This window comes from Duganella vulcania (genome assembly GCF_009857655.1).
GTDB lineage: Bacteria > Pseudomonadota > Gammaproteobacteria > Burkholderiales > Burkholderiaceae_D > Rugamonas > Rugamonas vulcania.
The window spans coordinates 1-25,545 of the sequence record NZ_WWCX01000093.1 but is presented as its reverse complement, the minus strand read 5'-3'; the positions used below and the strand labels follow the sequence as shown (position 1 = coordinate 25,545).

Here is a 25,545-nt window from a genome sequence, read left to right as displayed (position 1 = left end):
GACGCTCCCGCCTGTCCCGACATCGTGGCCGCCGGCGCGCGCAGCGCCATCGGCAGCGGACGGCCGTCGACCACGATGTCGGGACAGGCGGGAGCGTCGATCAGCACGCGCGCCACGGCGGCGCCGCCTTCGCCCAGCACCACGAACGAGGTGAAGGCCGGCGGCTGGCCGACGGTGGCGCAGCCGGCCAGCAGGGCGGAGGCCGCGAGGGCTCCGGCCGTCAAGGCGGCGGTCTTCCGGGCGGACGCGGTCAGGGCGCCGGCCAGCGGCAGCGCCGGGCGGCGGCGGATTGCGACAAGGGTGGCGAGGGCGGCAAGCTTAGTCAAGGGCACGGAATCTCCAACGGGGCAATCCGGTAATTTACCACGCCCTCGCCGGGCGGCAATCGGTGCGACAATATCGCATCTTTCATTTTCATTGATACGCCATGACGCCACGCCGCCCCCACGCCCTGCTGTTCGACCTGGACGACACCCTCTGGCCGATCGGCCCGGTGATCGCGGCGGCGGAAACCAGCTGGCACGCCTGGCTGGCCGAGCACGCGCCCGAGGTGACGCGGCGCTACTCCATCGAGGCGCTGCGCGCGCGCCGCGCCGCGCTGCTGCAAGAGCGGCCCGAGCTGGTGGTCGACCTGTACCGGCTGCGCCGCCTGGCGCTGGAGCAGGCCTTCGCCGAGGCCGGCGCCGACGCCGCCCACATCGAGGGCGCCATGCGCCACTTCCACGTGCAGCGCAACGCCGTCACGCCGTTCGGCGAAGTGCCGGCCGCGCTGGTGGAACTGCAGGCCATGCTGCGGCTGGGTGTGATCACCAACGGCAACGCCGACCTTGAAGTCATCGGCCTGCACCACCATTTCGATACTGTGCTGGCCTCGTCGCGCTTCGGCCGCGCCAAGCCCGACCCGTCCATCTTCTTGGCCGCGTGCGAGGCGATGGGCGTGGCGCCGCGCGACGCGGTCTACGTCGGCGACGACCTGCGGCTGGACGTGCAGGGCGCGCAGGGCGCCGGCCTGCGGGCGGTGTGGATGAACCGCCGGGGCGCGCAGCACGAAGCGGGCATCGCGCCGGACGCCACCTGCGCCAGTTTTGATGAACTTCTGGCATGGGTTCGTGCGCAAATGCAGCATTGACGCCACGCCATGGCCCTCGTCCGGCGCGGAGCGTGCATAATAAGCAGAAATATCATCAGTGAATGAACATGCAACTCGATACACGCGCACAAACCTTGCTCAAGGCCCTCGTCGAACGCTACATCGCGGACGGCCAGCCGGTGGGCTCGCGCGCCCTGTCCAAGATCTCCGGACTGGACCTGTCGCCGGCCACCATCCGCAACATCATGGCCGACTTGGAGGAACTGGGCTACGTCGCCAGTCCCCACACCTCGGCCGGCCGGGTGCCGACGCCGCGCGGCTACCGCATCTTTGTCGACACGCTGCTCACCGTGCAGCAGCTCGACGAGCAGGCGGTGGAGTCGCGCATGCGGCTGCAGGCGCCGCAGCCGCACAAGATGATCGCCAACGCGGCGCAGATGCTGTCGTCGCTGTCGCAGTTCGCCGGCGTGGTGCTCAGCCCGCGGCGCGAATCGGTGTTCCAGCAGATCGAGTTCCTGCGGCTGGGGGAAAAGCGCATTTTGCTGGTGATCGTCGGCCCGACCGGCGACGTGCAGAACCGGCTGCTGCTGACCGATGTCGACTACAGCCCGGCGCAGCTGGTGCAGTCGGCCAACTACATCAACCAGAACTACGGCGGCCTGGCCTTCGACGAGGTGCACATGCGGCTGCAGACCGAGGTGCGCCAGCTGCGCGACGACATGGGCCGGCTGATGCAGGCGGCGGTGGAGGCGGGCAGCGAGGCGATGGCCGACAGTTCGGACGACATGGTCATCTCGGGCGAGCGCAACCTGCTGTCGGTGAGCGACCTGTCGTCGAACATGACGTCGCTGCGGCAGATGTTCGACATGTTCGAGCAGAAGACCGGGCTGATGCAGCTGCTCGACGTGTCGAGCAAGGCCAGCGGCGTGCAGATCTACATCGGCGGCGAATCAAGCCTGGTGCCGATGGACGAGATGAGCGTGGTGACCGCGCCGTACACGGCCAACGGCAAGATCGTCGGCACCTTGGGCGTGATCGGCCCGACGCGCATGGCCTACGAGCGGGTGATCCCGATTGTGGACATCACGGCCAAGCTGCTGTCGAACGCGCTCAGCCACAATTAAGCCGCCCCCCGTGTTTTACGGGCGGTGCGGGCAGGCGGTCTTGGTGCAGTTGCCGTAGATGGCCAGCGCGTGCTCGGCGATCTTGAAGCCGCGCTCCTTGGCCACCACCTGCTGGCGCGTCTCGATTTCCTCGTCGAAGAATTCCTCCACCCGGCCGCAATCCAGGCACACCAGATGGTCGTGGTGCGAGCCCTCGTTCAATTCAAAGATGGCCTTGCCGGTCTCGAAGTGATTGCGGTTCAGCAGGCCGGCCTGTTCGAACTGGGTCAGCACCCGGTACACGGTCGCCAGGCCCACGTCCATATTGTCGGCCAACAGGATCTTGTAGACATCCTCGGCGGTCAGGTGGCGCACTTCGCTGTTCTGGAAGATGTCCAGGATTTTGAGGCGGGGCAGCGTGGCTTTGAGGCCGCTGGCCTTCAGGTCGGTGGGGTTGTTGCTCATGATGGCGGCTCTTTTAGTGGTTGGCGATAGCTAGGCGACAGTTTAACGCACTCCGGCTGCCACCGCACCCTGCGCGCCGCGCGGCGCCGCCGGCGTGAAATTTACAATTGCAATGTTTTACAATTAATCTTTATAAAACAAGGACATACTTGCCGTTTTGCTGGATAATGCGGTCTCCCGGAGTGCCCGCGCAGCCCCATGTCGCACCTTGTGCTTTATGATATAGCGTTTTTCGGCACTTCCGCTCGATCAGATTGAGGACAACCATGCGCGTCACCCAGGCTTTATCGCAGTCTTTGTTGCACCGTTTCACCCGCCGCGCCCCGCTGCTGGCCGGCGCCGTTTGCGTCGCGCTGGCCGTGGGCGGCTGCGCGTCCAACACCACGCTGGGCGAGAAATCGACCGACGTGAAGGAAACCGGCACCACGCTCGACGCCAGCAAGGGCGCGCAGACCACCACCATCACCAAGCTGCAGAAGTTCATGTGGTTCTTCTCGCCGTACCGTCCGGACATCCAGCAGGGCAACTTCGTCTCCGAAGAGATGCTGTCGCAACTGAAGACCGGCATGACGCGCGAGCAGGTGCGCTTCATCTTCGGCACCGCGCTGCTGGCCGACCCGTTCCACGCCGACCGCTGGGACTACGCGTTCCGCATGGCCAAGGGCAACGGCGAAATCACCACCAGCCGCGTGATCGTGTTCTTCGACAAGGACGGCAAGGTGGCGCGCTGGGAAGGCGGCAACCTGCCGACCGAAAAAGACTACATCGCCCGCATCGCCGGCCCGGCGCCCAAGGTCAAGAAGGACCTGAACACGCCGGACGCGCGTCCGGTGGGCAACACTTCGCCGATCCCGGCCGGCACCGACAATTCGGCCGCCGCGCCGGTCGGCGTCACGGTGAGCAACGACAAGAAATAAGCACGAGGACAGACGCATGACAGACCTGAACATCGCCATCGCCGGCGCCGGCGGCCGCATGGGCCGCATCCTGATCGAAGCCGTGCTCGACGCGCCGGACGCCCGCCTGTCCGGCGCGCTGGACCGCGCGGGCTCGGCCAACATCGGCAGCGACGCCGCCGCCTTCCTCGGCAAGCCGGCCGGCGTGCTGGTGGAGTCGGACCTGGCCAAGGGCCTGGCCGGCGCGCAGTTCCTGATCGACTTCACCCGCCCCGAGGGCACGCTGGCCCACCTGGCGTACTGCGCCGAGCACGGCATCAAGATGATCATCGGCACCACCGGCTTCGACGAAGCGGGCAAGGCGGCGATTGCCGAAGCGGCCAAGAAGACCGCCATCGTGATGTCGCCCAACTTCAGCGTCGGCGTCAACGTCACGCTCAAGCTGCTGCAGCAGGCGGCCAAGGCGCTGGCGGTCGGCTACGACATCGAAGTGATCGAAGCCCACCACCGCCACAAGGTCGACGCCCCGTCCGGCACCGCGCTGAAGATGGGCGAAGTGCTGGCCGACGCGCTGGGCCGCGACCTCAAGGATTGCGCGGTCTACGCGCGCGAGGGCGTGACCGGCGAGCGCGATCCGTCGTCGATCGGCTTCGCCACCATCCGTGGCGGCGACATCGTTGGCGACCACACCGTGCTGTTTGCCGGCACCGGCGAGCGCATCGAGATCAGCCACAAGTCCAGCAGCCGCGTGACCTACGCGCACGGCTCGCTGCGCGCCTGCCGCTTCCTGGCCGACAAGGCCACCGGCCTGTACGGCATGAACGACGTGCTGGCGCTGAACTGATGACGCCCAACCACTTCACCCTGGCCGGCTACTGGGAACAGGGCGACACCATCAGCCACATCGTGGCGCTGGTGTTGCTGGCGATGTCGCTGGTGAGCTGGTTCTTCATTTTGTCCAAGGCCTACGCCGCGCTGCGCATCCGCCGCAGCGCGCCGGCCGTGCAGGCGTTCTGGGAGGCGCCGTCGATGCAGGACGGCGTGGCCGCGCTGACGCTGGCCGATCCTGAGCAAGTGTTCCTGCCGCTGGCGCAGCAAGGCGCGGCGCAGCTCAAGACCGGTGGCCGCGTGTCGCTGGGCGGCGAGATGGGCCACGCCGCGCAAGTCACGCGCGTGCTGCGCGTGGCGATCCAGAATTCCACCAACCGCCTTGAGGGCGGCCTGACCCTGCTGGCCTCGATCGGCGCCACCGCGCCGTTTGTCGGGCTGCTGGGCACGGTGTGGGGCATCTACCACGCGCTGGCCAATGTGTCGGCCAGCGGCACGGTGCAGATCGACAAAGTGGCCGGCCCGGTGGGCGAGGCGCTGATCATGACCGCCATCGGCCTGACGGTGGCCATCCCGGCGGTGCTGGCGTATAACGGCTTCAACCGCGTCAACCGGCTTACCCTGGCCGAGCTGGACGCCTTCGCGCACGACCTGCACGCCTACCTGACCACGGGCGAGCGTGCGGCCAAGTAAGGAGGACGCATGAGTTTTGGTGCATTCAACCACCACCGCAATCCGGGGCCGATGGCCGATATCAACGTCACGCCGATGGTGGACGTGATGCTGGTGCTGCTGGTGATCTTCATCCTCAGCGCGCCGATGTTCACCAACGCCGTCAAGCTGGACCTGCCGAAGGCACAGGCCCAGGCCAATCCGCAGCAGGCGGCCACGGTCACGCTGTCGATCGACGGCGCCGGCAAGATCTTCTGGAACAACGACCCGGTCGAGCTCAGCGTGCTCGAGGCGCGCCTGGTCGACGCGGCCAAGCTGGAGCCGCAGCCGGAGCTGCAACTGCGCGCCGACAAGGACACCCGCTACGAAGTGGTGGCGCAGGTGATGGCCGCCGCGCAGTCGCATGGATTAACGAAACTGGGATTCGTCACGGATCCCCGGAAAGAGAAAAAATAATGGCAACCGCAGAACTGAACGGCGCGGCGATCACCGATTTCGCCAGCTTCCACGCCGCCTGCAAGGCCGCGCTGGGCTTCCCCGACACCTACGGCAACACCATGGACGCCTGGGTCGATTGCCTGAGCTACCTGCGCGACGAGGACGGCATGAGCAAGTTTCGCCTCAAGCCGAACGAGGTGCTGGACATCGTCATCACCAACGCCGAGGCCATGAAGGCCGCCGTGCCCGACATCCTGGAAGAAGTGACTTACTGCGTGGCCGGCATCAACGAGCGCTACGAAGACTACGGCGAGAAGCCGGCCCTCAAACTTACGCTGCGCTGACCACGCCGGCCGGCACCGCGTTCGGGATCTGCGACTTGGCGCCGGTCTCGCCCGGGGCCAAGGTCAGCACCTCGAAGCCGGTCTCGGTCACCAGCACCATGTGCTCCCATTGCGCCGACAGCGATTTGTCGCGCGTCTCGACGGTCCAGCCGTCGTTCAATTCCTTGGTCGCCGCCTTGCCGGCATTGATCATCGGCTCGATCGTGAACAGCATGCCCGCCTTCAGCACCACGCCCTGGCCCGGCCGGCCATAGTGCGCCACCTGCGGCTCGTCGTGGTAGACCATGCCGATGCCGTGGCCGCAGTAATCCAGCACCACGCTGTAGCCGGCCTTCTCGGCCACGGTCTGGATCGCGAAGCCGACATCGCCCAGCGTCGCGCGCGGCTTGACCGCGCGGATGCCGGCCCACATCGCCGCGTAGGTGGTCTCGACCAGCTTGCGGGTGGCCTTGGACGGCTCGCCGACGTAGTACATGCGGCTGGTGTCGCCGTGCCAGCCATCCTTGATGACGGCGACGTCGAGGTTGATGATGTCGCCATCCTTGAGGATGTGGTCGTCCTTCGGAATGCCATGGCACACCACGTGGTTGACCGAGCTGCACACGGTGGCCGGGAAGCCGCCGTAGCCCACGTTGGCGGGAATGGCCTGCTGCACGTTGACGATGTAGTCGTTGCACAACTTGTCGAGGTAGCCGGTGCTGACGCCGGCCTTGACGTGCGGCGTGATCATGGTCAGCACGTCGGCCGCCAGCTGGGCGGCGACGCGCGCCTGGACGATTTGCTCGGGCGACTTGATCAGATTGGCGTTACGGCGGGACATGGTGCGACCTCTTTCATTTTCGGAGGCGCGTATACTGCCACATCCGCTAGCGTACCGCTGCCAAATCGAAATGAGGGTTGTCGATCAGACAAAGCAGATTGCCGAACGGATCGGCCAGTTCCACCGTCTTGATGCTATCGCCGACGTCCTGGATCGCCCCGTGCACGGTGGCGCCCAGCGCGACGATGCGCTCGGCTTCGGCGGCGATGTCGTCCACGCCCCAGTAGACCATGCTGCCGGCCAAGGCAGGCTTGGCGTCCGGGATCAGGCCCAGTTCGAAGCCGCCGACGTTGAAGCCGACGTAGAACGGCTGGTCGAAGTAGGGCGCCGTATCGAACACCTTGCTGTACCAGGCCTTGGCGGCCGCCAGGTCGGCCACCGGATAGGCCACGGTGCGTAATCCCTTGATCATGCTTGTCTCCACTGAGATGTTGAAAACGCCATCTTGGCACATCGGCAGCGGGCGGGATTGTAAAAATGGAAGCTAGGCGCCCAGCAGGAAGCGCTCCGGCGCGCTGCCGGCGAATTCCTGGAAATCGTGGATCAGGTGAGACTGGTCGAAATAGCCGCAATCGAGCGCGAGTTGCGCCCAGTCCGGCCCCGGCGAGGCCCTGAGCGCGGCGGCGGCCCGGCGGAAGCGGCAGATGCGCGCATACAGCTTGGGCGACAGCCCGACCCGCGCGCGGAACAGCGCCGCCAGGTGCTGGCGCGACACGGCAAGCTGGTCCGCCAGCTGCTCGATGCGCAGCGCGCCGTCGCTGGCCTCCAGCGCCGCCAAGGCGCGCTGGATCAAGCGCGCGCCCGCATCGCCCGCCGGCTCGGCCGCTCGCAGACGCAGCAGCAATTGATGCTCGATGACGGCGATGCGCTCGCGGTCGGACAGCTCGCAGGTCCACAGCGCATCGGCCAGCCGTTCGGCATCGCCGCGGCCCCAAAGCTGGTCGATATCGGCGCGCTGATCGGTCAGCGCATGCAGTGGCGCGGCCAGGAAGGCGCCCGCCGCGCCGGGCTTGAAGCGCACCGCCACTGTCCGCAGCGGCCCGCCGCTGGCGACCAGGATGGCGCTGCTCATCATGCCGACCGCAAAGCCAGGCTGGCCGCCATCCTGCCAAAGAATATCGACACAATTATCCGGCAACACCCGATGCGTATGCGCACCGCCGGGCGCGCGGGCGGCCCACATGCACTCGACGTGCGCGGCCAGCGCCGGATGGGGAGGATATTCGCGATAGTACATCCGCGCAGTATGCCATGCGCCAGTCCCCGACAGGCCCGTCTCAAGCCTGTTCAGAAGGGATCGGGATGGTCGATGTCATCATAGGGGCGTTCGCTCTCCTCCACCAGGAAACCAGTCTCGGCCCATGCTCTTTGAATCATTTCTGACGTCTTGCTTGCCTGCCTCATCTGCAACTCCATCATTCTTCTTGCGCGTTGAAAGCTCTCCTGGCGTGTAACGAGCTCAGAGACGCCAATTCTGACTTTCATGATTTTCTCCTGTGGTATCCAAACCCGCGTTCAAAAAAACCGGCGCCAGTTCTAGTGGCTCAACAAACCATGCTTCGAGTATCTGGCTGATTGTCAGTTCTTCCTGCGTGAGACAGTGGACTTGGGAAAAAAGTTCCTCCGCTTCCTGCCGGTCGATGACAAAGCGATGAGAAGGGTACGTGCTCGCCAGGCGCTCAAGCGCTCCGCTTTTAAGCGAGTTGCAAACATCGTTTAGCCGTTTTCCGTATTCCGCGACAATGCGTGTTGCACGCTGTATCTCGCCGATTCGCAGCGGGTCCATCTGCGAATAAAGCGGCGCGGCGATGCCTTGGGTCACTCTTGCGGCAAGCTTGCCGGCGAGTTTGGTCGACAGGCGGCCATGCTTCCGGATGCCGAGCAGGTTCTTGATGAACGCCTCGCGGGTGTGGTACTCCACCGCGTCGAGCGCCTGCATCACGTCTTGTACCGAACCCATTTCATGCAGTTCCGATGGCTTCATGATTTGCAGGTCCAGCGGCCCGAGCTCTCCAAGGTCGCCCATTGCCAGTTCATGCGCGCCGATGGCGATCAGCGTCCCGGCGCTTTTGCAATAGGAGGGAACCGCTAGCCGGATATGCTCGTAGTGCTGCTGCAGGCTTCTGCCGATACGGAAGCCCGCGTCGGAATCACCGCCCATGGTGCAGAGGAAGACGGTGCACCTGGCGTGCAGCTTGCCGCCGGCGATCAGTGCTGACAGCTCGCGGTGCAGTTTGCGGGAGATGCTGGCGCTGATCAGCAGGAAGTCCCGCCCAGGCTGGGCGCGGCGCAGGGCGTCGATGGCGGCAGGGAAATCGTCGGACATGGCAGGCCCAAGAGTGGCTTTTTTGATAATCCCAACCCTGCTATTTAGCCCCAGCTGCGCGCCGCCGTACTGTCCAGCCTCAATCGAACGCCGTCGCGCCGAGCCCGGCCGCTCATTCCGGCCCCTGAACCGGTATAATGTCCGGTTCATATACACTTATTGGCCGCACACCATCATGCAAGATAAATATAGTCCCGCTGACGTAGAAAAAGCCGCTCAATCGCACTGGAAAGCCATCGACGCCTACAAGGCCGTCGAACACGACCCGCGTTTCCCGAAAGGGAAGTATTACGCCTGCTCGATGCTGCCTTATCCATCGGGCAAGCTGCACATGGGCCACGTCCGCAACTATACGATCAACGATGTGATGTACCGCTACCTGCGCATGAACGGCTACAACGTGCTCATGCCGATGGGCTGGGATGCGTTCGGCATGCCGGCGGAAAACGCGGCAATGGCCAACAACGTGCCGCCCGCACAGTGGACCTACTCCAACATCGCCCACATGCGCGAGCAGATGGAGTCGATGGGCCTGGCGATCGACTGGTCGCGCGAGATGACCGCGTGCAAGCCGGAATACTACAAGTGGAACCAGTGGATGTTCCTGAAGATGCTGGAAAAAGGCATCATCTACAAAAAAACCGGTACCGTGAACTGGGACCCGATCGACCAGACCGTGCTGGCCAACGAGCAGGTGGTCGACGGCCGCGGCTGGCGTTCCGGCGCGCTGATCGAAAAGCGCGAGATCCCGATGTACTACGCCCGCATCACCGATTACGCCGATGAGCTGCTGGCTTACGTCGACGACAAGCTGCCAGGCTGGCCTGAGCGCGTGCGCACCATGCAGACCAACTGGATCGGCAAGTCGACCGGCGTGCGCTTCGCCTTCCCGCACCAGATCAAGGGCGCCGACGGTCAGCTGATCCAGGACGGCAAGATGTACGTCTTCACCACCCGTCCGGACACCGTGATGGGCGTGACCTTCTGCGCCGTGGCGGCCGAGCACCCGCTGGCGATCCACGCCGCGCAGACCAATCCCGAACTGGCGGCGTTCAACGCCGAGTGCAAGCTGGGCTCCGTGATCGAAGCCGACATGGCGACCATGGAGAAGAAGGGCATGCCGACCGGCTTGTTCGTCACCCATCCGCTGACCGGCGAGCAGGTTGAAGTCTGGGTCGGCAACTACGTGCTGATCACCTACGGCGACGGCGCCGTCATGGGCGTGCCTGCGCACGACGAGCGCGATTTCGCCTTCGCCAAAAAATACAACCTGCCGATCAAGCAGGTCATCAAGGCCGAGGGCAAGGAGTTCTCCACCGACGCATGGCAGGAATGGTACGGCGACAAGGACGTCTCCATCGTCACCAACTCGGGCAAGTACGACGGCCTGCGCTACGCGGAAGCCGTGGACGCGGTGGCCGCCGACATGGCAGCCAAGGGCCTGGGCGAGAAGAAGATCACCTTCCGCCTGCGCGACTGGGGCATCTCGCGCCAGCGCTACTGGGGCACGCCGATTCCGATGATCCACTGCGGCGATTGCGGCGTGGTGCCGGTGCCTGAGAAGGACCTGCCGGTGGTGCTGCCGGAAGACTGCGTACCCGATGGTACCGGCAATCCGCTGAACAAATACGAGGCCTTCCTCAAGTGCGACTGCCCGCAGTGCGGCAAGCCCGCGCGCCGCGAGACCGATACGATGGATACCTTCGTCGATTCGTCGTGGTACTACATGCGCTATACCTCGCCGGGTTCGGACAAGATGGTCGACGAGCGCAATGACTACTGGATGCCGATGGACCAGTACATCGGCGGCATCGAGCACGCCGTCATGCACTTGCTGTACGCGCGCTTCTGGACCAAGATCATGCGCGACTTCGGCTTGGTCAAGTTTGACGAGCCGTTCGTCAACCTGCTCACGCAGGGCATGGTGCTCAACGAGACCTACTACCGCGAAGACGCCGCCGGCAAGAAGACCTGGTTCAACCCGGCCGACGTCGATCTGACGCTGGACGACAAGGGCCGCCCGCAAGGCGCGGTCTCGAAGGCCGACGGCCAGCCGGTGAACATCGGCGGCACCGAGAAGATGTCGAAGTCGAAGAACAACGGTATCGATCCGCAAGCGCAGATCGAACAATACGGCGCCGACACCGCGCGCTTGTTCACGATGTTCGCCTCGCCGCCGGAACAGACGTTGGAATGGTCGGGCAGCGGCGTTGAAGGCGCCAACCGCTTCCTGCGCCGCGTATGGGGCTTCGGCTACGCGCAGCGTGACGCCATCGCCGCCATCGGCGCGCCGCTGACCGCGACCGCCACCACCGACGCCGGCAAGACCCTGCGCCGCGAACTGCACAAGGTGCTGCAGCAGGCGGACTACGACATCAAGCGCATCCAGTACAACACCGTGGTATCGGCCTGCATGAAGATGCTCAACACGCTGGAATCAGCCAAGGACGCGGATGCCGCGTCGCTGTCCGAAGGCTATTCGATCTTCCTGCGCCTGCTGAACCCAGTCGCTCCGCACATCACCCACGTGCTGTGGGAAGAACTGGGCTACGCCAAGGCGCACGGCGACATCCTGAACGTGCAGTGGCCGCAGGTCGATCCGGCAGCGCTGGAGCAGTCCGAGATCGAGATGATGATCCAGGTGAACGGCAAGCTGCGTGGCAGCGTGGTCGTGGCCAAGACCGCCGACAAGGCGAGCATCGAGGCGGCGGCATTGGCCAACGAGGCGGTGCAGAAGTTCATCGAAGGCACGCCGAAGAAGGTCATCGTGGTGCCGGGCAAATTGATCAACATCGTGGTTTAACTGGGTCCGAACATGCTGACTACTTCCGAGTTGTTCCGGCGCGGCCGGCTGGCTGCCGCGGTGCTGGCCGTGGCGCTGACCGTGTCGGCCTGCGGCTTCCATCTGCGCGGCGACGGCGGCCACTACACGCTGCCGTTCCCGACGATGTATGTCGGACTGCCGGAAGCGTCGCCGTTGGCCATCGATTTGAAGCGCAACATCCGCGCCAACGGCGGCACCACCGTCGTCAACGCGGCCAAGGATGCGGATGGCGTGATCGAGGTGCTGTCCGACCCCGAGAAGACCCGCACCAAAACCATCCTGACGCTGAACCGCAATGGCCGCGTGAGCCAGTACCTGCTGTCGTATAACATCGTGTTCCGCGTCCTGGATAAACAGGGCAAGGAGCTGCTGGGCCGCACGCAGATCCTGCTGACCCGCCCCATCGACTTCAACGAAACCCAGTTGCTGGCGAAGGAGCAGGAGGAAGCGCTGCTGTACAAGGACATGCAGACGGACCTGGTGCAGCAGATGATGCGCCGTATCGCGGCCATCAAGCCGCAGCAGGTGTCGCTGCCGCCGCCGGCGTTGCCGACGCCGTCCGTGCCCGCCGTGCCTATCCAGTAAGGGCGCGCGATGCAATTGCGGTTAGAAGCGCTGGACGGCCATTTGACGAAATCGTTGTCCCAGCTGTACGTGATCACCAGCGACGAGCATCTGCTGGCGCTGGAAGCCGCCGACAAGATCCGCAAGGCGGCGCGCGCGCAAGGCTATTCCGAGCGCGACGTGCTGACCGTGGAGCGCAGCTTCAAGTGGGGCGAGCTGCTGGCGTCCAACCAGGCGCTGTCGCTGTTCGGTGACAAGAAGCTGATCGAGCTGCGCATCCCGACCGGCAAGCCTGGCAAGGACGGCGGCGCGGCGCTGCAGAATTATGTGAAGGATTTAAGCCCGGACAATCTGACCCTGATAACCCTGCCCAAGCTGGATTGGCAGACGCAGAAGGCGGCGTGGGTCGCCAGCCTGCAGCAGGCGGCGGTGTATATAGACATCGCCCAGATTGAACGGGCGCAGTTACCCAATTGGATAGGCCAGCGCCTTGCCGCACAAGGGCAAAGCGCGGATAGACAGAGCATCGATTTCATCGCCGATCGCGTTGAAGGCAATCTGCTTGCGGCCCATCAGGAGATACAGAAGTTGGCCTTGCTGCACGAGCCAGGCAAGCTGACCTACGAGCAGGTGCACGAAGCGGTGCTGAACGTGGCGCGTTACGACGTGTTCAAGCTCAGTGAAGCGATGCTGTCGGGCGATCCGGCGCGTCTGGTGCGCATGCTGGAAGGCTTGAAGGGCGAGGGCGAGGCGCTGCCGCTGGTGCTGTGGGCCGTGTCGGAGGAAATCCGCACGCTGCTCAAGCTGAAGGCGGGCATGGCGCAGGGCCGTCCGCTGGGTGCGCTGCTCAAGGAGTATCGTATCTGGGGACCGAAGGAACGCATGATGGAGCCGGCGCTGCGCCGCATCTCGCTGCCGGTACTGGAAGCGGCGATGAAGGACGCGGCGCAGGTCGACAAGATGATCAAGGGCTTGCGCGCCAAAGCGCACGCCGGCGACGCGTGGGACGCGATGCTGCAATTGGCGTTGAAAGTCGCACGCGGCTAGAGAAACTGGCTAAAAATGCCCGCAGCGTCGTTGTGGCGCCTCGCCGTGCTAACGCACTGTCTTCGGCGCCACGCCTAGCTGCGAGCATTTTGAGCCAGTTTCTAAAGAACTGAGGGATACCGATGGATATCAAGCACTACATGGAACAACTGGGCCAGCAGGCGCGCAAGGCATCGCGCGCCATGGCCCGCGCCGACAGCGCCACCCGCAACCGCGCGCTGACGCTGATCGCCGACGCGATCGAGCGCGACGCCGCCCAACTGCGCGCCGCCAATCAGCTGGACATGGACGCGGCGGCCGCCAACGGCCTGGCGCCGGCCATGCTGGATCGCCTGGCGCTGTCCGACAAGGCCATCGCGACGATGGTGGAAGGCTTGCGCCAGATCGTCGCGCTGCCCGATCCGATCGGCGAAATCTCGGGCCTGAAGTTCCGCCCGACCGGCATCCAGGTCGGCCAGATGCGCGTGCCGCTGGGCGTGATCGGCATCATCTACGAATCCCGTCCCAACGTGACGGTGGACGCGGCGGGCCTGTGCATCAAGAGCGGCAACGCCACCATCCTGCGCGGCGGCTCGGAAGCGATCCACTGCAACCGCGCGCTGGCGAAACTGGTCAAGGAAGGCCTGCTGGGCGCCGGCCTGCCGGAGGACGGCGTGCAGGTGGTCGACACCACCGACCGCGCCGCCGTCGGCGCGCTGATCACCATGCCGCAGTACGTGGACGTGATCGTGCCGCGCGGCGGCAAGAGCCTGATCGCGCGCCTGATCGAAGAGGCGACGGTGCCGATGATTAAGCACCTGGACGGCATCTGCCACGTCTACATCGACGCCAAGGCCGACATGAAGAAGGCGCTGGACATCGCGTTCAACGCCAAGTGCCACCGCTACGGCACCTGCAACACCATGGAGACGCTGCTGGTGGCGCGCGCCATCGCGCCCGCCGTGCTGCCGGAACTGGCCAAGCTGTACGCGACCAAGCAGGTCGAGCTGCGCGCCGATCCCGAGGCGATGGCGATCCTGTCCGCCGCAGGCTATCCGCACTTGGTGGCCGCCGTCGAGGAAGACTGGTCGACCGAATACCTGGCCGCGATCCTGTCGGTGAAGATCGTCGACGGCATCGACGAGGCGATGGAGCACATCAACCATTACTCGTCCAAGCACACCGAGGCGATCGTCACGGAAGACTACACGGACGCGATGCGCTTCCTGCGCGAAGTCGATTCGGCGTCGGTGATGATCAACGCCTCGACGCGCTTCGCCGACGGTTTCGAGTACGGCCTGGGCGCGGAGATCGGCATCTCCAACGACAAGCTGCACGCGCGCGGCCCGGTGGGGCTGGAAGGTTTGACTTCGCTGAAGTACGTCGTGTTCGGTCACGGCGAAATCCGTCAATAAGGAGACGTATGCTCTGGATTAAAGCGCTGCACATTTTCTTCGTGATTTGCTGGATGTCGGGCGTGTTCTACCTGCCGCGCATCTTCGTCAACCTGGCGATGGAGAACGACAAGGCCACCACCGCGCGCCTGCTGGTCATGGCGCGCAAGCTGTATCGTTTTTCGATGTGGCTGTCGGTGTTCGCGGTGGTGTTCGGCGCTATCCTGGTGTGGATGCAGTACGGCGCGCAGATGCCGCACTGGTTGCACGCCAAGCTGTTCTTCGTGGTGCTGGTGATCGGTTATCACCACGCCTGTGGCCCCATCCTCAAGAAGTTCGAGAAGGGCGTCAACACGCGCAGCCACAAGTGGTTCCGCGTGTTCAATGAGCTGCCGGTGTTTATGCTGCTGGCGATAGTGCTGCTGGTTGTGGTCAAACCCTTCTGATCGGAGTGTCATGAGTAAAGTCTGCCAGTATTTTTTCGCCGCCCATTCGCCGTGGACTTACCTGGGCCATGAGCGCTTCGTCGCCATGGCGCGCCAGCACGGCGTGCAAATCGATATGCGCCCGGTCGACCTGGGCAAGGTGTTCGGCGTGTCCGGCGGCCTGCCGCTGGCCAAGCGCGCGCCGCAGCGCCAGGCCTATCGCCTGCTCGAGCTGACGCGCTGGTCGGAGTTCCTCGGCATTCCGATGAACGTGCAGCCGAAGTTTTTCCCGGTGTCGCCGGAGCTGGCCAACCGCATGCTGATCGCCGCGCGCCTGACGCATGGCGTGGACGTGGCGCTGTCGCTGTCGCAGGCGGTGATGCGCGGCCTGTGGGCCGAAGAAAAGAATATCGGCGACGAGGACACGCTGGTCCAGATCGCCGCCAGCCTTGGCCTCGATGGCAAGGCATTGATCAAGTCGGCGGAAACGGCCAGCGTGCAGGCCGAGTACGACCGCAATACGGAAGACGCAACGGCGGCCAGCGTGTTCGGCTCGCCGTGGTATGTGCTGGATGGAGAGAGTTTCTGGGGCCAGGACCGCCTGGACTTCCTGGAACGGGCAATGCAGAAGTAAGCAGTTTTAGTTTATTAACGGACAAAAGGTACACCTATGGCATCCTATTTTTGCCCATGCCCGCGCGGCATGGAAGCGGCGCTGGCCGAAGAACTGGGCGAGATCGCCCAACTGAGCACCACCATGAAGGTGCACAACCAGGTCCCGGGCGGCGTGCACTGCTCGGGCGACCTGCTGGATTCCTACCGCATCAACCTGCACTCGCGCATCGCGTCGCGTGTGCTGATGCGCATGGCCGTCACCGGCTACCAGAACGAGAACGACATCTACGACCTGGTGCTGGCGCAGCCGTGGGAAGACTGGTTCACCTACGACCACACCATCCGCGTCGACGTCACCGCCGTGAAGTCCCCGCTGAAAAGCCTGGAGTTCACCACGCTGAAAATCAAGGACGCGATCTGCGACCGCTTCCGCGACCAGTTCAACAAGCGTCCCTCGGTCAACACCAAGGAACCGGACATGCGCATCGTCGGCTTCCTCGACGCGCGCCAGTTCATCATCTACCTCGACACCTCCGGCGAGGCGCTGTTCAAGCGCGGCTGGCGTGAAGAGACGGGCGACGCGCCGCTGCGCGAGAACCTGGCCGCCGGCCTGCTGCGCGTGTCGGGCTGGAAGCCGGGCATGCCGCTGTTCGACCCGATGTGCGGCTCCGGCACCATCCTGTGCGAAGCGGCGCAGATGGTGCAGGGCATTCCGCCGGGCGCGCGCCGCCGCTTTGCCTTCGAGGCCTTCAACGACTTCGATCCGGCGCCGTGGAACGAGATGAAGAATTCGATCAAGGCCAATCCGCTGCCGGCATCGCCGACCATCTTCGGCTCCGACATCTCGGGCGACATGGTGGCGATGACACGCCATAACCTGAAGTGCGCCGGCATCATGTTCGACGTGCCGCTCAAGCAGATCGAGGCGCAGGAAGTGAAGGCGCCGACCGAGCAGCCGGGCATCCTGCTGACCAATCCTCCGTACGGCGAGCGTATCGGCGTGCGCGGCGACAGCTCGCTGCCGGAGGACGAACTGGCGACCAGCTTCTACTCGGCGCTGTCGACCACCCTCAAGCAGCGCTTCGCCGGCTGGACGGTGTTCCTGTTCACGGCGGACCTGGGCCTGCCCAAGCTGCTGCGCCTGAAGGAATCGCGCAAGACGCCATTCTTCAACGGCGCGCTGGAATGCCGTCTGTTCCGTTTCGATATGGTGGCCGGTTTCAACCGCCGCGAAGCGGCCAAGCCGAAAGAAGTCTAAGCAGTACGCGCCGCGCTTTCCGGCGCGGCGCCCCAGCCGGAAAGCACCGCATGTTCACCACACCTCCCGTCAATCTTCCCCCCGATCCCGTCGCGGAGGCGCCCGAGCCGCCGCACATGAAAGTCCTCGGCGCCGGCGCGCTGGCCGCCGTGCTGGCGGCGCTGTCGATGCTGGGGCCTTTCTCCATCGACGCCTACCTGCCGGCCTTCCCCAACATCCAGTCCACGCTGAACGCCACGCCGATCGAGGTCCAGCAAAGCCTGACGTTCTACATGCTGTCCTTCGCCGCCATGGTGCTGTGGCACGGCGCGCTGTCGGACGCGTTCGGCCGCCGCAACGTGATCCTGGTGTCGCTGGCGATGTTCGCGGTCGGCACGCTGGGCTGCGCCGCCGCGCACACCGTGCATTACCTGTGGGTGTTCCGCATCCTGCAGGGCGTGTCGTCCGGCGCCGGGGTGGTGGTGGGGCGCGCCATCATCCGCGACCTGTACGAGGACGCCGCCGCCGCGCGCCTGCTGTCGATGGTGACGATGATCTTCTCGATCGCGCCGGCCATCGCGCCGATCCTGGGCGGCTGGGTGGTCACGCTGTTCGACTGGCGGGCGATCTTCCTGGCGCTGCTGGCCTACAGCGTGCTGCTGTTCATCTACTGCTACCGCAAGCTGCCGGAGACGCTGCCGAAGGAAAAGCGCCATCCCTTCAATCCGCGCTTCCTGCTGCGGAACTACACCGAGATCCTGCGCTCGCCCCTGTTCCACCTCAAGTCCGGCGTGGTGGCGCTCAATTTCGCCGGCCTGTTTTTGTACATTTCTTCGGCGCCGGTGTTCCTGCCGCAGCACCTGGGACTGGGCGCCTCGCAGTTCGGCTGGCTGTTCATTCCGTCGGTGAGCGGGATTTTCCTCGGCGCGCTGGCGGCCAACCGGATCGCCGGCAAGATGGCGTTTTCGCGACAGATCGGCATCGGATTCTGTTTCCTGGTGGCCGCGTCGGCATTTAACGTTTGCTACCACCTGTTCCAGCCGCCCGCTCTGCCATGGTCGGTGGCGCCGATCTTCTTCTACACCTTCGGCATGTCGGTGGTGGCGCCGGCGGCCACCTTGCTGGCGTTGGACCTGTTCCCGCACATCCGCGGCACGGTGGCGTCCTGCCAATCGTTCGCCACCACCCTGCTCGGGGCGGTGGTGGCGGGGGTGATCGCCCCTTTCCTATCACACTCCGCGCTCTGGTTAGCCGCGGGACAGATGGCATTTAGTGCCTCTGCTCTCGTTTTGTGGTTGACGTCGCGCTATTACCGGAGCATGCTTCTACGCCATCCGGGTCGGTAATTATTTACGGCAGGAAATTGACTTAGTTTAGAAAGAAATCTTACTTGCTGTTAAGTTACTACAAGACTTTATGTTAGTATAACTTTTCGGCAGCAATTATTGCTCCTGATTATTGCTCCCGATTCTTGCACAACGACCGGCCCAAACAACGCTTGATACGATGCATCAACCTGACCATGATATTCGCAATCGCCTGCTGATTGCCCGTCTGCCGGCAATGCCGCAGATACTCATTAAGTTGATTGAGCACTTGCAGGCCGACGACGCCGGCATGCCGGAGCTGGCCGCGCTGATCGCCAAGGATGCGGCGATGACCAGCAAGATCCTCACCGTCGCCAACAGCTCGGCCTATCACCGCAACGCGCGCGTGGTCGGCCTGGAGCAGTCGCTGGTGTCGCTGGGCACCGACATGATCAAGACGCTGGTCATCAGCGAATCCGTGTTCCAGACCTTTAACAGCTTCCCGCATTCGAGCAGCACCGATTTGCGCGGCTTCTGGAAAGGTTCCCTGACCACCGCCGTCATCGCCCGCGACATCGCCAAGCGGATGGAATACCCGCACGCCGAGGAAGCCTACCTGGCCGGCCTGCTGCACAACGTCGGCCGCCTGGCGCTGCTGGCCACCGCGCCCAAGGAGTACGCCTTCAACTTCATGGCGCGCGACGACGAGGACCTGTGCGCGGTCGAGCAGCGCACGCTGCAGATCACCCACTCGGAGGCGGGCGCCTGGCTGATCGAGCGCTGGCACCTCGATTCCTTCCTGGCCGACAGCGTGCTGTATCACCACGAGCCGGTTTCGCGCCTGGAGTCGGCCCATCCCTTGATCCGCATGGTGCGCCTGGCGCACCTGCTGTGCTTCCACGAGGACCAGCAGCAGGCCATCGAGGAAGCCGGCCACCTGTGCAGCCTCGATGCCGAGGCGCTGGAGCAGATCGTCAACAACGCCGCGCGGCAGGTGGAGAAGTCGGCCGCCTACCTGGGCATCGACTTGGCCGGCGCCGACGACGTGCCGACGCCGTCCGCCTACGCGCCGCCGCCGGTCGATCCGGTGCAGCAGCGGCTGTCCGAGGAAGTGCGCAACATGGTGCTGGTGTCCGAGATGGGCCAGACCTTCGCGCGCCAGCAGGGCGAGTCCGGCCTGCTGGAGGCGATGACGCGCTCGGCGCGCATCCTGTTCGATTTTGAAAACGCCGTGGTGCTGCTGGAGAATCCGACCGGCCACGCGCTGCACGGCGCCGCCGCCGGCGACCAGCAGCAACGCCTGGCCGAACTGGTCATCCCGCTCAACAAGGGCGGCGTGGTGGCCGATGCGGCGCTGGAACGCAAGCTGGCCTTCGTCAGCCGCGACGGCAATCCGCAGCAGGCCCTGAGCGTGGCCGAGGAACAGCTGTTCCGCCTCCTCGGCAGCGAGGCCATGGTGTGCGTGCCGCTGGTGGCCAACCAGCGCTGCCTGGGCGTGTTGATCGGCGGTGCGCCGGCGTGGCAGATGGCCGGCTTCCAGAAGCGCGAGCGCTTCCTGCAATCGTTCGGCACCCAGGCCGCCGCCGCGCTGGAAACGGCGATCAGCGAGCGTGGCCACACCAAGCGCCAGATCGCCCACGTGGCGGAAGAATATCGCGAAGCCTCGCGCCGCGTGGTGCACGAGGTGAACAACCCGCTGTCGATCATCAAGAACTACCTGTCGGTCCTGGACGGCAAGCTGGCCAAGCGCGAGCCGGTGGTGGGCGAGATGTCCATCCTGAACGAGGAGATCGACCGCGTCGGACAACTGATCAACGGCCTGGCCGACCTGCAGCCGACCGAGACCTCGCGCGTGACCGACGTCGGCCGCGTGGTGGACGACGTGCTGCGCCTGTTCCGCGCCACCGACTTCGTGCCGGCCTCGGTGCAGATCGTGGTGCGCATGCAGGAGGAGCCGGCCGAAATCGACGGCGACGCCGACCTGCTCAAGCAGATCCTGGTCAACCTGATTAAAAACGCCGTGGAGGCACTGGCCGACGGCGGCAAGATCGAAATCTCGAATCGCGGCCACGTCAACCGCGAACGCAAGCTTTACCTGGAACTGGTGGTCAGCGACACCGGCCCTGGCCTGTCGGCCGAGGTGCTGGCCAATCTGTTCTCCGCAGTGCGCAGCACCAAGGAAGGCGCGCACCATGGCCTGGGCCTGTCCATCGTCCACAGCCTGGTGAAAAAAATGCAGGGACTGATCACCTGCCGTTCCGGTAAAACGGGTACCACCTTTGAAATCCTGCTGCCCGCGCGTGGCAGCACCAGTCAAGTCGCCGGCGTGCAAACGCGGGTGATGGATTCCGTTTAAGGCCATGATGAACCTGAACCCAGCCAGCCTAACCGCTGCTACGGACGACCACGCCCCCGTCGCCCTTCCCGACAACTGCCCGCGCATCCTGCTCGTAGACGACGAGCCGCGCCTGCTGTCATCCCTGTACGAACTGCTGCGCGACCGCGACTACCATCTGGTCACCGCGACCTGCGGCAGCGAAGCGCTGGCGCAGCTGACCCGGTTGAAGTTCGACCTGATCCTGCTCGACCTGCGCCTGCCCGACATGAGCGGCCACGAGATCATGGACTTCATCAACGCCAAGGAGATCGACGGCGACGTCATCGTCATGAGCGGCGATGTCGGCATCGAGGCGGCCATCGGCGCCTTGAAGCGCGGCGCCTACGACTACCTGCGCAAGCCCTACAGCCGCGAGGAGCTGCTCAAGACGGTGGAGAACGCGCTGCAGAAGCGCCGCCTGGCCATCGACAACGAGCGCATCGCCTCCAAGCTGGAAAACTCCGAGAAGATGTACCGCTACCTGGTGGACAGCTCGCCGGACATCATCTACACCCTGAACCACGAGGGCAAGTTCACCTTCGTGAACGACCGCGCGCAGCAGCTGCTGGGCTTTACCCGCGAAGAGCTGATCGGCCGCCACTACTCGGTGCTGGTGCACGACGAGGACCAGGAGCGCGCGCGCTACGCCTTCAACGAGCGCCGCGTCGACGAACGCGCCTCGCGCAACGTCGAGCTGCGCCTCAAGTGCAACACCGGCAGCGGCATCGAGCGCACCTTCAACAACACGCTGATGACGATTTCGCTCAACGCGATCGGCATGCACATCCCGGACCACGAGGTGAAGAAGCACGAGTTCTTCGGCACCTACGGCGTGGCGCGCGACATCACCGACCGCAAGCGCGCCGAGGAAGTGATCTCCTACCAGGCCTACCACGACATCCTGACCGACCTGCCGAACCGCATGCTGTTCAAGGACCGCCTGGGCCTGGCCGTGATCCAGGCCAAGCGCAAGCTGACCGAGTTGGCGGTGATGTTCATCGACCTCGATCGCTTCAAGCTGGTCAACGACACGCTGGGCCACGTCAAGGGCGACGAGCTGCTGCAGCAGGTGGCCACGCGCCTCAAGGACTGTTTGCGCCGCGGCGACACGCTGGCGCGCCAGGGCGGCGACGAATTCACCATCGTGCTGCCGGAGCTGCGCGACCGCCAGGACGCCAAGTCCATCGCCGACAAATTCCTGGAAAGCCTGCACAAGCCGTTCGACCTCGATGGCCATGAGGTGCACATCTCGGCCTCGATCGGCATCGCCATCTATCCGGGCGACGGCGAGACCATCGACGAGCTGCTGCGCCACGCGGACATCGCCATGTACCAGGTCAAGGCGCTGGGCAAGAACGGCCACAGCTTCTATCACAACTCGATGCTGGACGTGTCGCACCAGAAGATCGCGCTGGAGCAGAGCCTGCGCAAGGCGCTGGAGCTGAACGAGCTGGAAATGTACTACCAGCCGCAGGTCGACGTGGCCACCGGCCGCATCATCGGCGCCGAGGGCCTGATGCGCTGGAACCATCCGCAGCGCGGGTTGCTGTCGGCCGGCGAGTTCCTGCCGTTCGCCGAAGAGAATGGCCTGATGCTGCCGATCTCCGACTGGATGCTGGGCGCGCTGTGCCGCGACCTGCTGCAGTGGAACGCGGCCGGCGGTGAGGCGATCCGCCTGTCGCTGAACCTGTCGCCGCAATACCTGGACCGCGGCGACTTCTTCGAGAAGATGCGCGGTGCGCTCACGCGCTACGGCATTTCGCCGGCGCAGATCGAGGTGGAGATCACCGAGAACATCTGCATCCGCAATCCGCAGTACGCGATCGAGCAGCTGAACAAATTGTGCCAGCTGGGCGTGTCGGTGGCGATCGACGATTTCGGCACCGGCTATTCGTCGCTGTCGTACCTGCACCGCTTCCCCATCCACACGATCAAGATCGACCAGTCCTTCGTCAAGGAGATCCACGACGAGAACGGCCACTACCCGGTGATCCTGGCGATCATCTCCATCGCGCGCGGCCTGGGCCTGCACCTGGTGGCCGAGGGCGTGGAGACCGACGTGCAGGCGCGCTACCTGCAGGCCAACGGCTGCACCACGATGCAGGGCTACCTGTACCACCGCCCGATTTCGCTGACCAGCTTCATGGACGTGCTGCAGGAGCAGGGCCGCCTGACCGCCATGCCTTCGGCGCACGCGCTGCACGCCGTCACCCACGCAGACCCCCAACCGGCGATGATCGCGATCCAAGCTTGAACAGAGTATGACGAAATACAGTCCCAACGAAGCCGGCGCAGATAACGGCAGCAAGTACACAGCCGAGTTCTTACGCGTCAAGGGATTGGCCGAACGCGGCGTCGCCAACGCCCAGCACAGCCTGGGCTTCATGTACTTCAATGGCCAGGGCGTGGCGCAGAGCTATGAGCTGGCCGTGGTCTGGTATCGCCAGGCCGCGCAGTCCGGCCTCGAACACGCGCAGTACAACCTGGGCGTGATGTACCAGAAGGGCCAGGGCGTCGAGCAGAATTACCAGGAGGCGGCCGCGTGGTACCAGTTGGCCGCGGAGCAGGGCTACGCCGCCGCGCAGTACAACCTGGGCTGGCTGTACGCCAAGGGCCAGGGCATCGACGCCGACACGCAGAAGGCCATGTACTGGTTCAGCAAGGCGGCCGACCAGGGCGACGCCGGCGCGCAAAATAATCTCGGCATGATGTACGACACCGGCAAGGGCGTGCCGCAGGACTTCAAGCAGGCCATCGCGTGGTACCGCAAGGCGGCGGAGCAGGGCTATCCGCGCGCGCAGTTCAACCTCGGCCTGCGCTACGACAACGGCCAGGGCGTGCCGCAGGACGTGGGCCAGGCGATGTCCTGGTACCGCAAGGCGGCCGACCAGGGCTACGCGCCGGCGCAGTTCAACCTGGCGCTGCGCTTCGACAAGGGCGACGGCATCGCGCAGGACAGCCAGAAGGCCATCCTGTGGTATCGCCGCGCGGCGGAGCAGGACCACGCCAGCTCGCAGTTCAACCTGGGCCTGATCTACGATAACGGCCAGGGCGTGCCGCGCGACGAGCAGAAGGCGATGGACTGGTACCGCAAGGCGGCCGAGCAGGGCCACGCGGCGGCGCAGAACAACCTGGGGCTGCGCTACGATCACGGCCAGGGCGTGCCGCAGGATTACGAGCAGGCGCAGTTCTGGTACCGCAAGGCGGCCGAGCAGGGCTTCCCGGGCGCGCAATACCATCTGGGCCTGCTGTACGACGCCGGCCACGGCGTGGTGCAGGATCACCAGGAGGCGATCTTCTGGTACCGCAAGGCGGCCGACCAGGGCCACCTGCGCGCGCAGTTCGACCTGGGCCTGCGCTACGAGACGGGGCGTGGCGTGCCGCAGGACGACCGCAAGGCCATGGCCTGGTACCGCCGCGCCGCCGAGCAGGATTATGCGGCGGCCCAGTACAACCTCGGCCTGTTGTTCGACAAGGACGACGGCCCGCAGCCCGATTGCGCGCAGGCCAACGCCTGGTACGCCAAGGCGGCGGAGCAGGGCCATGCGCTGGCGCAGTTCGCGCTGGGCCTGCGCTACGATAACGGCCAGGGCCTGGCGCAGGATTACGCGCAGGCGCACCACTGGTACCTGAAGGCCGCCGGCCAGGGCCACGCGCGCGCGCAGTTCAACCTGGGCTTGATGTTCATGGTCGGCCAGGGCGTGCGCGCCGATATCGCGCAGGCCTGGACCTGGCTGGCGATGGCCGAGCGCAACGGCTACGCCGCCGCCGGCCGCTACCTGAAAAACGCCGCAGCCCGCATGGACAGCGCCCAGCTGGCGCAGGCCCGCGAGCGGCTGGAGCTGTCGCCGGGCTGAGGTCTTTTGCCGCCCGGCGGCTCAAGTACCGCCGATTATTGCCGTAAGTTAAACGACATCCGTCACTCCGTGGCGGCCCGGAAGCCATCGGCATGCAGATCAACACCAACCTCTCCGCCCTGAACGTCCAGCGCAGCTATGCGCTGGCGGGCGAGGACATGGCTGTGCGTCTGCAAAAACTCTCCAGCGGCCAGCGCATCAACTCGGCGCGCGACGACGCGGCCGGCCTGGCCATCAGCGAGCGCATGACTTCGGGCATCAACGGCTTGAACAAGGCCAGGCAAAACATCAACGATGGCATTTCGCTACTGCAGGTGGCGGATGGCGCGGCCGGCCAGCTGCTCAATAATTTCCAGCGCATGCGCGAGCTGGCGGTGCAGGCCGCCAACGACACCAACAGCCAGAACGACCGCGCGGCCATCCAGGGCGAGGTGACGGCGCTGGCGGCGTCCAACGTGGACATCGTGGCCGGCGCCCGCTACAACAACCTCGGCCTGCTGGACGGGTCGTTCTCGCAGCAGTTGCAGATCGGCGCCGGGGCGGACCAGACGCTGGCGCTGTCGATTCCGGCGGCGCTGGTGCCGGCGGGGTACGGCAAGCAGCTGGTCAACATCGCGCCACAGCAGTCCACTGCGACCGGCACGGCGGTGCTGGGGGCGATCGGGTATGGCGATGTCGTCATCAATGGCGCGCCGGTGGGCGCGTCTTCGGCCGGCGCGCTGCCGGGGCAGAACGCGGGCAGCGCCTTCGCGGTGGCGGCCGCCATCAACGCGGCCAACGTGCGCAACGTGACGGCCAGCGCCAGCAACACCTTGTCGGGCGATGTCGGCGCCACCGGCGCGCTGGCGGGCGGCAGCTTTTCCATCAACGGCGTGAGCATCGGCGCCATCGCCGGCGCCACCGCCGCGGTCCGCGCGGCCAACGCCGCCGGCGCGAT

General features: G+C 65.1%; 25 protein-coding genes and 1 pseudogene. 19 read left to right on the top strand and 7 right to left on the bottom strand.

Translation table 11 applies throughout. The features are described 5' to 3' along the window. Window positions 1-332: pseudogene (locus GTP90_RS29235) on the bottom strand (hypothetical protein); the annotation flags it as partial. Window positions 333-427: 95 nt separating this feature from the next. On the opposite strand from GTP90_RS29235, the gene GTP90_RS29230 reads away from it, so the two are divergent. Both GTP90_RS29230 and hrcA read left to right on the top strand, forming a co-directional pair. Then, on the top strand, window positions 428-1,129 hold the full coding sequence (locus GTP90_RS29230) for an HAD family hydrolase (RefSeq protein WP_161086804.1): 702 nt from the start codon (window positions 428-430) through the stop codon (window positions 1,127-1,129). Window positions 1,130-1,197: 68 nt separating this feature from the next. Continuing rightward, window positions 1,198-2,214 carry a heat-inducible transcriptional repressor HrcA gene (gene hrcA / locus GTP90_RS29225; protein ID WP_175048280.1) on the top strand — a complete coding sequence of 339 codons (1,017 nt, stop codon included), beginning with the start codon at window positions 1,198-1,200 and terminating at the stop codon, window positions 2,212-2,214. A gap of 15 nt (window positions 2,215-2,229) precedes the next feature. On the opposite strand, the gene fur is transcribed toward hrcA, so the two are convergent. Next, complete coding sequence (gene fur / locus GTP90_RS29220) at window positions 2,230-2,658, bottom strand: ferric iron uptake transcriptional regulator (protein ID WP_161086802.1); 429 nt, start codon at window positions 2,656-2,658, stop codon at window positions 2,230-2,232. A 266-nt stretch (window positions 2,659-2,924) separates the two neighbouring features. Between fur and GTP90_RS29215 the strand changes: the two genes are divergently transcribed. The 5 genes from GTP90_RS29215 to GTP90_RS29195 are packed head-to-tail and all read left to right on the top strand — an operon-like array spanning window position 2,925 to window position 5,836. Then, window positions 2,925-3,575, top strand: coding sequence for an outer membrane protein assembly factor BamE (locus GTP90_RS29215; protein ID WP_161086801.1), 651 nt, complete (start codon window positions 2,925-2,927; stop codon window positions 3,573-3,575). A gap of 16 nt (window positions 3,576-3,591) precedes the next feature. Further along, window positions 3,592-4,398, top strand: coding sequence for a 4-hydroxy-tetrahydrodipicolinate reductase (gene dapB, locus GTP90_RS29210; RefSeq protein ID WP_161086800.1), 807 nt, complete (start codon window positions 3,592-3,594; stop codon window positions 4,396-4,398). Further along, on the top strand, window positions 4,398-5,075 hold the full coding sequence (locus GTP90_RS29205; RefSeq protein ID WP_161086799.1) for a MotA/TolQ/ExbB proton channel family protein: 678 nt from the start codon (window positions 4,398-4,400) through the stop codon (window positions 5,073-5,075). The genes dapB and GTP90_RS29205 overlap by 1 nt, the downstream gene beginning before the upstream one ends. 9 nt (window positions 5,076-5,084) lie before the next feature. Continuing rightward, window positions 5,085-5,510: an ExbD/TolR family protein gene (locus tag GTP90_RS29200; RefSeq protein WP_161086798.1), complete on the top strand. Its 426-nt coding sequence runs from the start codon at window positions 5,085-5,087 to the stop codon at window positions 5,508-5,510. Further along, window positions 5,510-5,836 carry a barstar family protein gene (locus tag GTP90_RS29195; RefSeq protein WP_161086797.1) on the top strand — a complete coding sequence of 109 codons (327 nt, stop codon included), beginning with the start codon at window positions 5,510-5,512 and terminating at the stop codon, window positions 5,834-5,836. Before GTP90_RS29200 ends, GTP90_RS29195 begins: the two co-directional genes overlap by 1 nt. On the opposite strand, the gene map is transcribed toward GTP90_RS29195, so the two are convergent. The 5 genes from map to GTP90_RS29170 all read right to left on the bottom strand — a co-directional run bounded on the left by map (window position 5,823) and on the right by GTP90_RS29170 (window position 8,982). Further along, entirely contained in the window at window positions 5,823-6,656 is an 834-nt protein-coding gene (gene map, locus GTP90_RS29190; protein ID WP_161086796.1) for a type I methionyl aminopeptidase, read from the bottom strand. The two genes, GTP90_RS29195 and map, sit on opposite strands and share 14 nt — an antisense overlap. A 46-nt stretch (window positions 6,657-6,702) precedes the next feature. Further along, window positions 6,703-7,068, bottom strand: coding sequence for a VOC family protein (locus GTP90_RS29185; RefSeq protein ID WP_161086795.1), 366 nt, complete (start codon window positions 7,066-7,068; stop codon window positions 6,703-6,705). A 72-nt stretch (window positions 7,069-7,140) separates the two neighbouring features. Beyond that, window positions 7,141-7,893 carry a helix-turn-helix domain-containing protein gene (locus tag GTP90_RS29180; protein WP_161086794.1) on the bottom strand — a complete coding sequence of 251 codons (753 nt, stop codon included), beginning with the start codon at window positions 7,891-7,893 and terminating at the stop codon, window positions 7,141-7,143. 50 nt (window positions 7,894-7,943) lie between these two features. Beyond that, window positions 7,944-8,141: a hypothetical protein gene (locus tag GTP90_RS29175; RefSeq protein ID WP_161086793.1), complete on the bottom strand. Its 198-nt coding sequence runs from the start codon at window positions 8,139-8,141 to the stop codon at window positions 7,944-7,946. Then, window positions 8,116-8,982, bottom strand: coding sequence for an SDH family Clp fold serine proteinase (locus GTP90_RS29170; RefSeq protein ID WP_161086792.1), 867 nt, complete (start codon window positions 8,980-8,982; stop codon window positions 8,116-8,118). Before GTP90_RS29170 ends, GTP90_RS29175 begins: the two co-directional genes overlap by 26 nt. A gap of 175 nt (window positions 8,983-9,157) precedes the next feature. Between GTP90_RS29170 and leuS the strand changes: the two genes are divergently transcribed. The 12 genes from leuS to GTP90_RS29110 form a co-directional block, all read left to right on the top strand. After that, entirely contained in the window at window positions 9,158-11,785 is a 2,628-nt protein-coding gene (gene leuS / locus GTP90_RS29165; protein WP_161086791.1) for a leucine--tRNA ligase, read from the top strand. Window positions 11,786-11,797: 12 nt separating this feature from the next. Next, a complete protein-coding gene (locus GTP90_RS29160) occupies window positions 11,798-12,391 on the top strand; it encodes an LPS-assembly lipoprotein LptE (RefSeq protein ID WP_161086790.1) in 594 nt (197 codons plus the stop codon). Window positions 12,392-12,400: 9 nt separating this feature from the next. Beyond that, window positions 12,401-13,417: a DNA polymerase III subunit delta gene (gene holA / locus GTP90_RS29155; RefSeq protein WP_161086789.1), complete on the top strand. Its 1,017-nt coding sequence runs from the start codon at window positions 12,401-12,403 to the stop codon at window positions 13,415-13,417. Window positions 13,418-13,539: 122 nt separating this feature from the next. Then, window positions 13,540-14,811 carry a glutamate-5-semialdehyde dehydrogenase gene (locus GTP90_RS29150; protein WP_161086788.1) on the top strand — a complete coding sequence of 424 codons (1,272 nt, stop codon included), beginning with the start codon at window positions 13,540-13,542 and terminating at the stop codon, window positions 14,809-14,811. Between the two features lie 8 nt (window positions 14,812-14,819). Continuing rightward, window positions 14,820-15,236 (top strand): CopD family protein, encoded by a 417-nt coding sequence (locus GTP90_RS29145; protein ID WP_161086787.1) that lies wholly within the window; start codon window positions 14,820-14,822, stop codon window positions 15,234-15,236. A 10-nt stretch (window positions 15,237-15,246) separates the two neighbouring features. Next, complete coding sequence (locus GTP90_RS29140) at window positions 15,247-15,849, top strand: 2-hydroxychromene-2-carboxylate isomerase (RefSeq protein ID WP_161086786.1); 603 nt, start codon at window positions 15,247-15,249, stop codon at window positions 15,847-15,849. A 36-nt stretch (window positions 15,850-15,885) separates the two neighbouring features. Next, window positions 15,886-17,088, top strand: a complete 1,203-nt coding sequence (locus GTP90_RS29135) for a THUMP domain-containing class I SAM-dependent RNA methyltransferase (protein WP_371875145.1) — start codon at window positions 15,886-15,888, stop codon at window positions 17,086-17,088. A gap of 50 nt (window positions 17,089-17,138) precedes the next feature. Continuing rightward, on the top strand, window positions 17,139-18,413 hold the full coding sequence (locus tag GTP90_RS29130) for a multidrug effflux MFS transporter (RefSeq protein WP_175048279.1): 1,275 nt from the start codon (window positions 17,139-17,141) through the stop codon (window positions 18,411-18,413). Window positions 18,414-18,630: 217 nt separating this feature from the next. After that, window positions 18,631-20,730, top strand: a complete 2,100-nt coding sequence (locus GTP90_RS29125; protein WP_161086785.1) for an HDOD domain-containing protein — start codon at window positions 18,631-18,633, stop codon at window positions 20,728-20,730. A 4-nt stretch (window positions 20,731-20,734) separates the two neighbouring features. Then, complete coding sequence (locus tag GTP90_RS29120; protein ID WP_371875144.1) at window positions 20,735-23,005, top strand: putative bifunctional diguanylate cyclase/phosphodiesterase; 2,271 nt, start codon at window positions 20,735-20,737, stop codon at window positions 23,003-23,005. Window positions 23,006-23,012: 7 nt separating this feature from the next. Further along, a complete protein-coding gene (locus GTP90_RS29115) occupies window positions 23,013-24,608 on the top strand; it encodes an SEL1-like repeat protein (RefSeq protein WP_161086784.1) in 1,596 nt (531 codons plus the stop codon). A 92-nt stretch (window positions 24,609-24,700) separates the two neighbouring features. After that, window positions 24,701-25,545, top strand: an 845-nt coding sequence (locus tag GTP90_RS29110; RefSeq protein WP_443093312.1) for a flagellin N-terminal helical domain-containing protein, incomplete at its 3' end; no start/stop codon positions are given.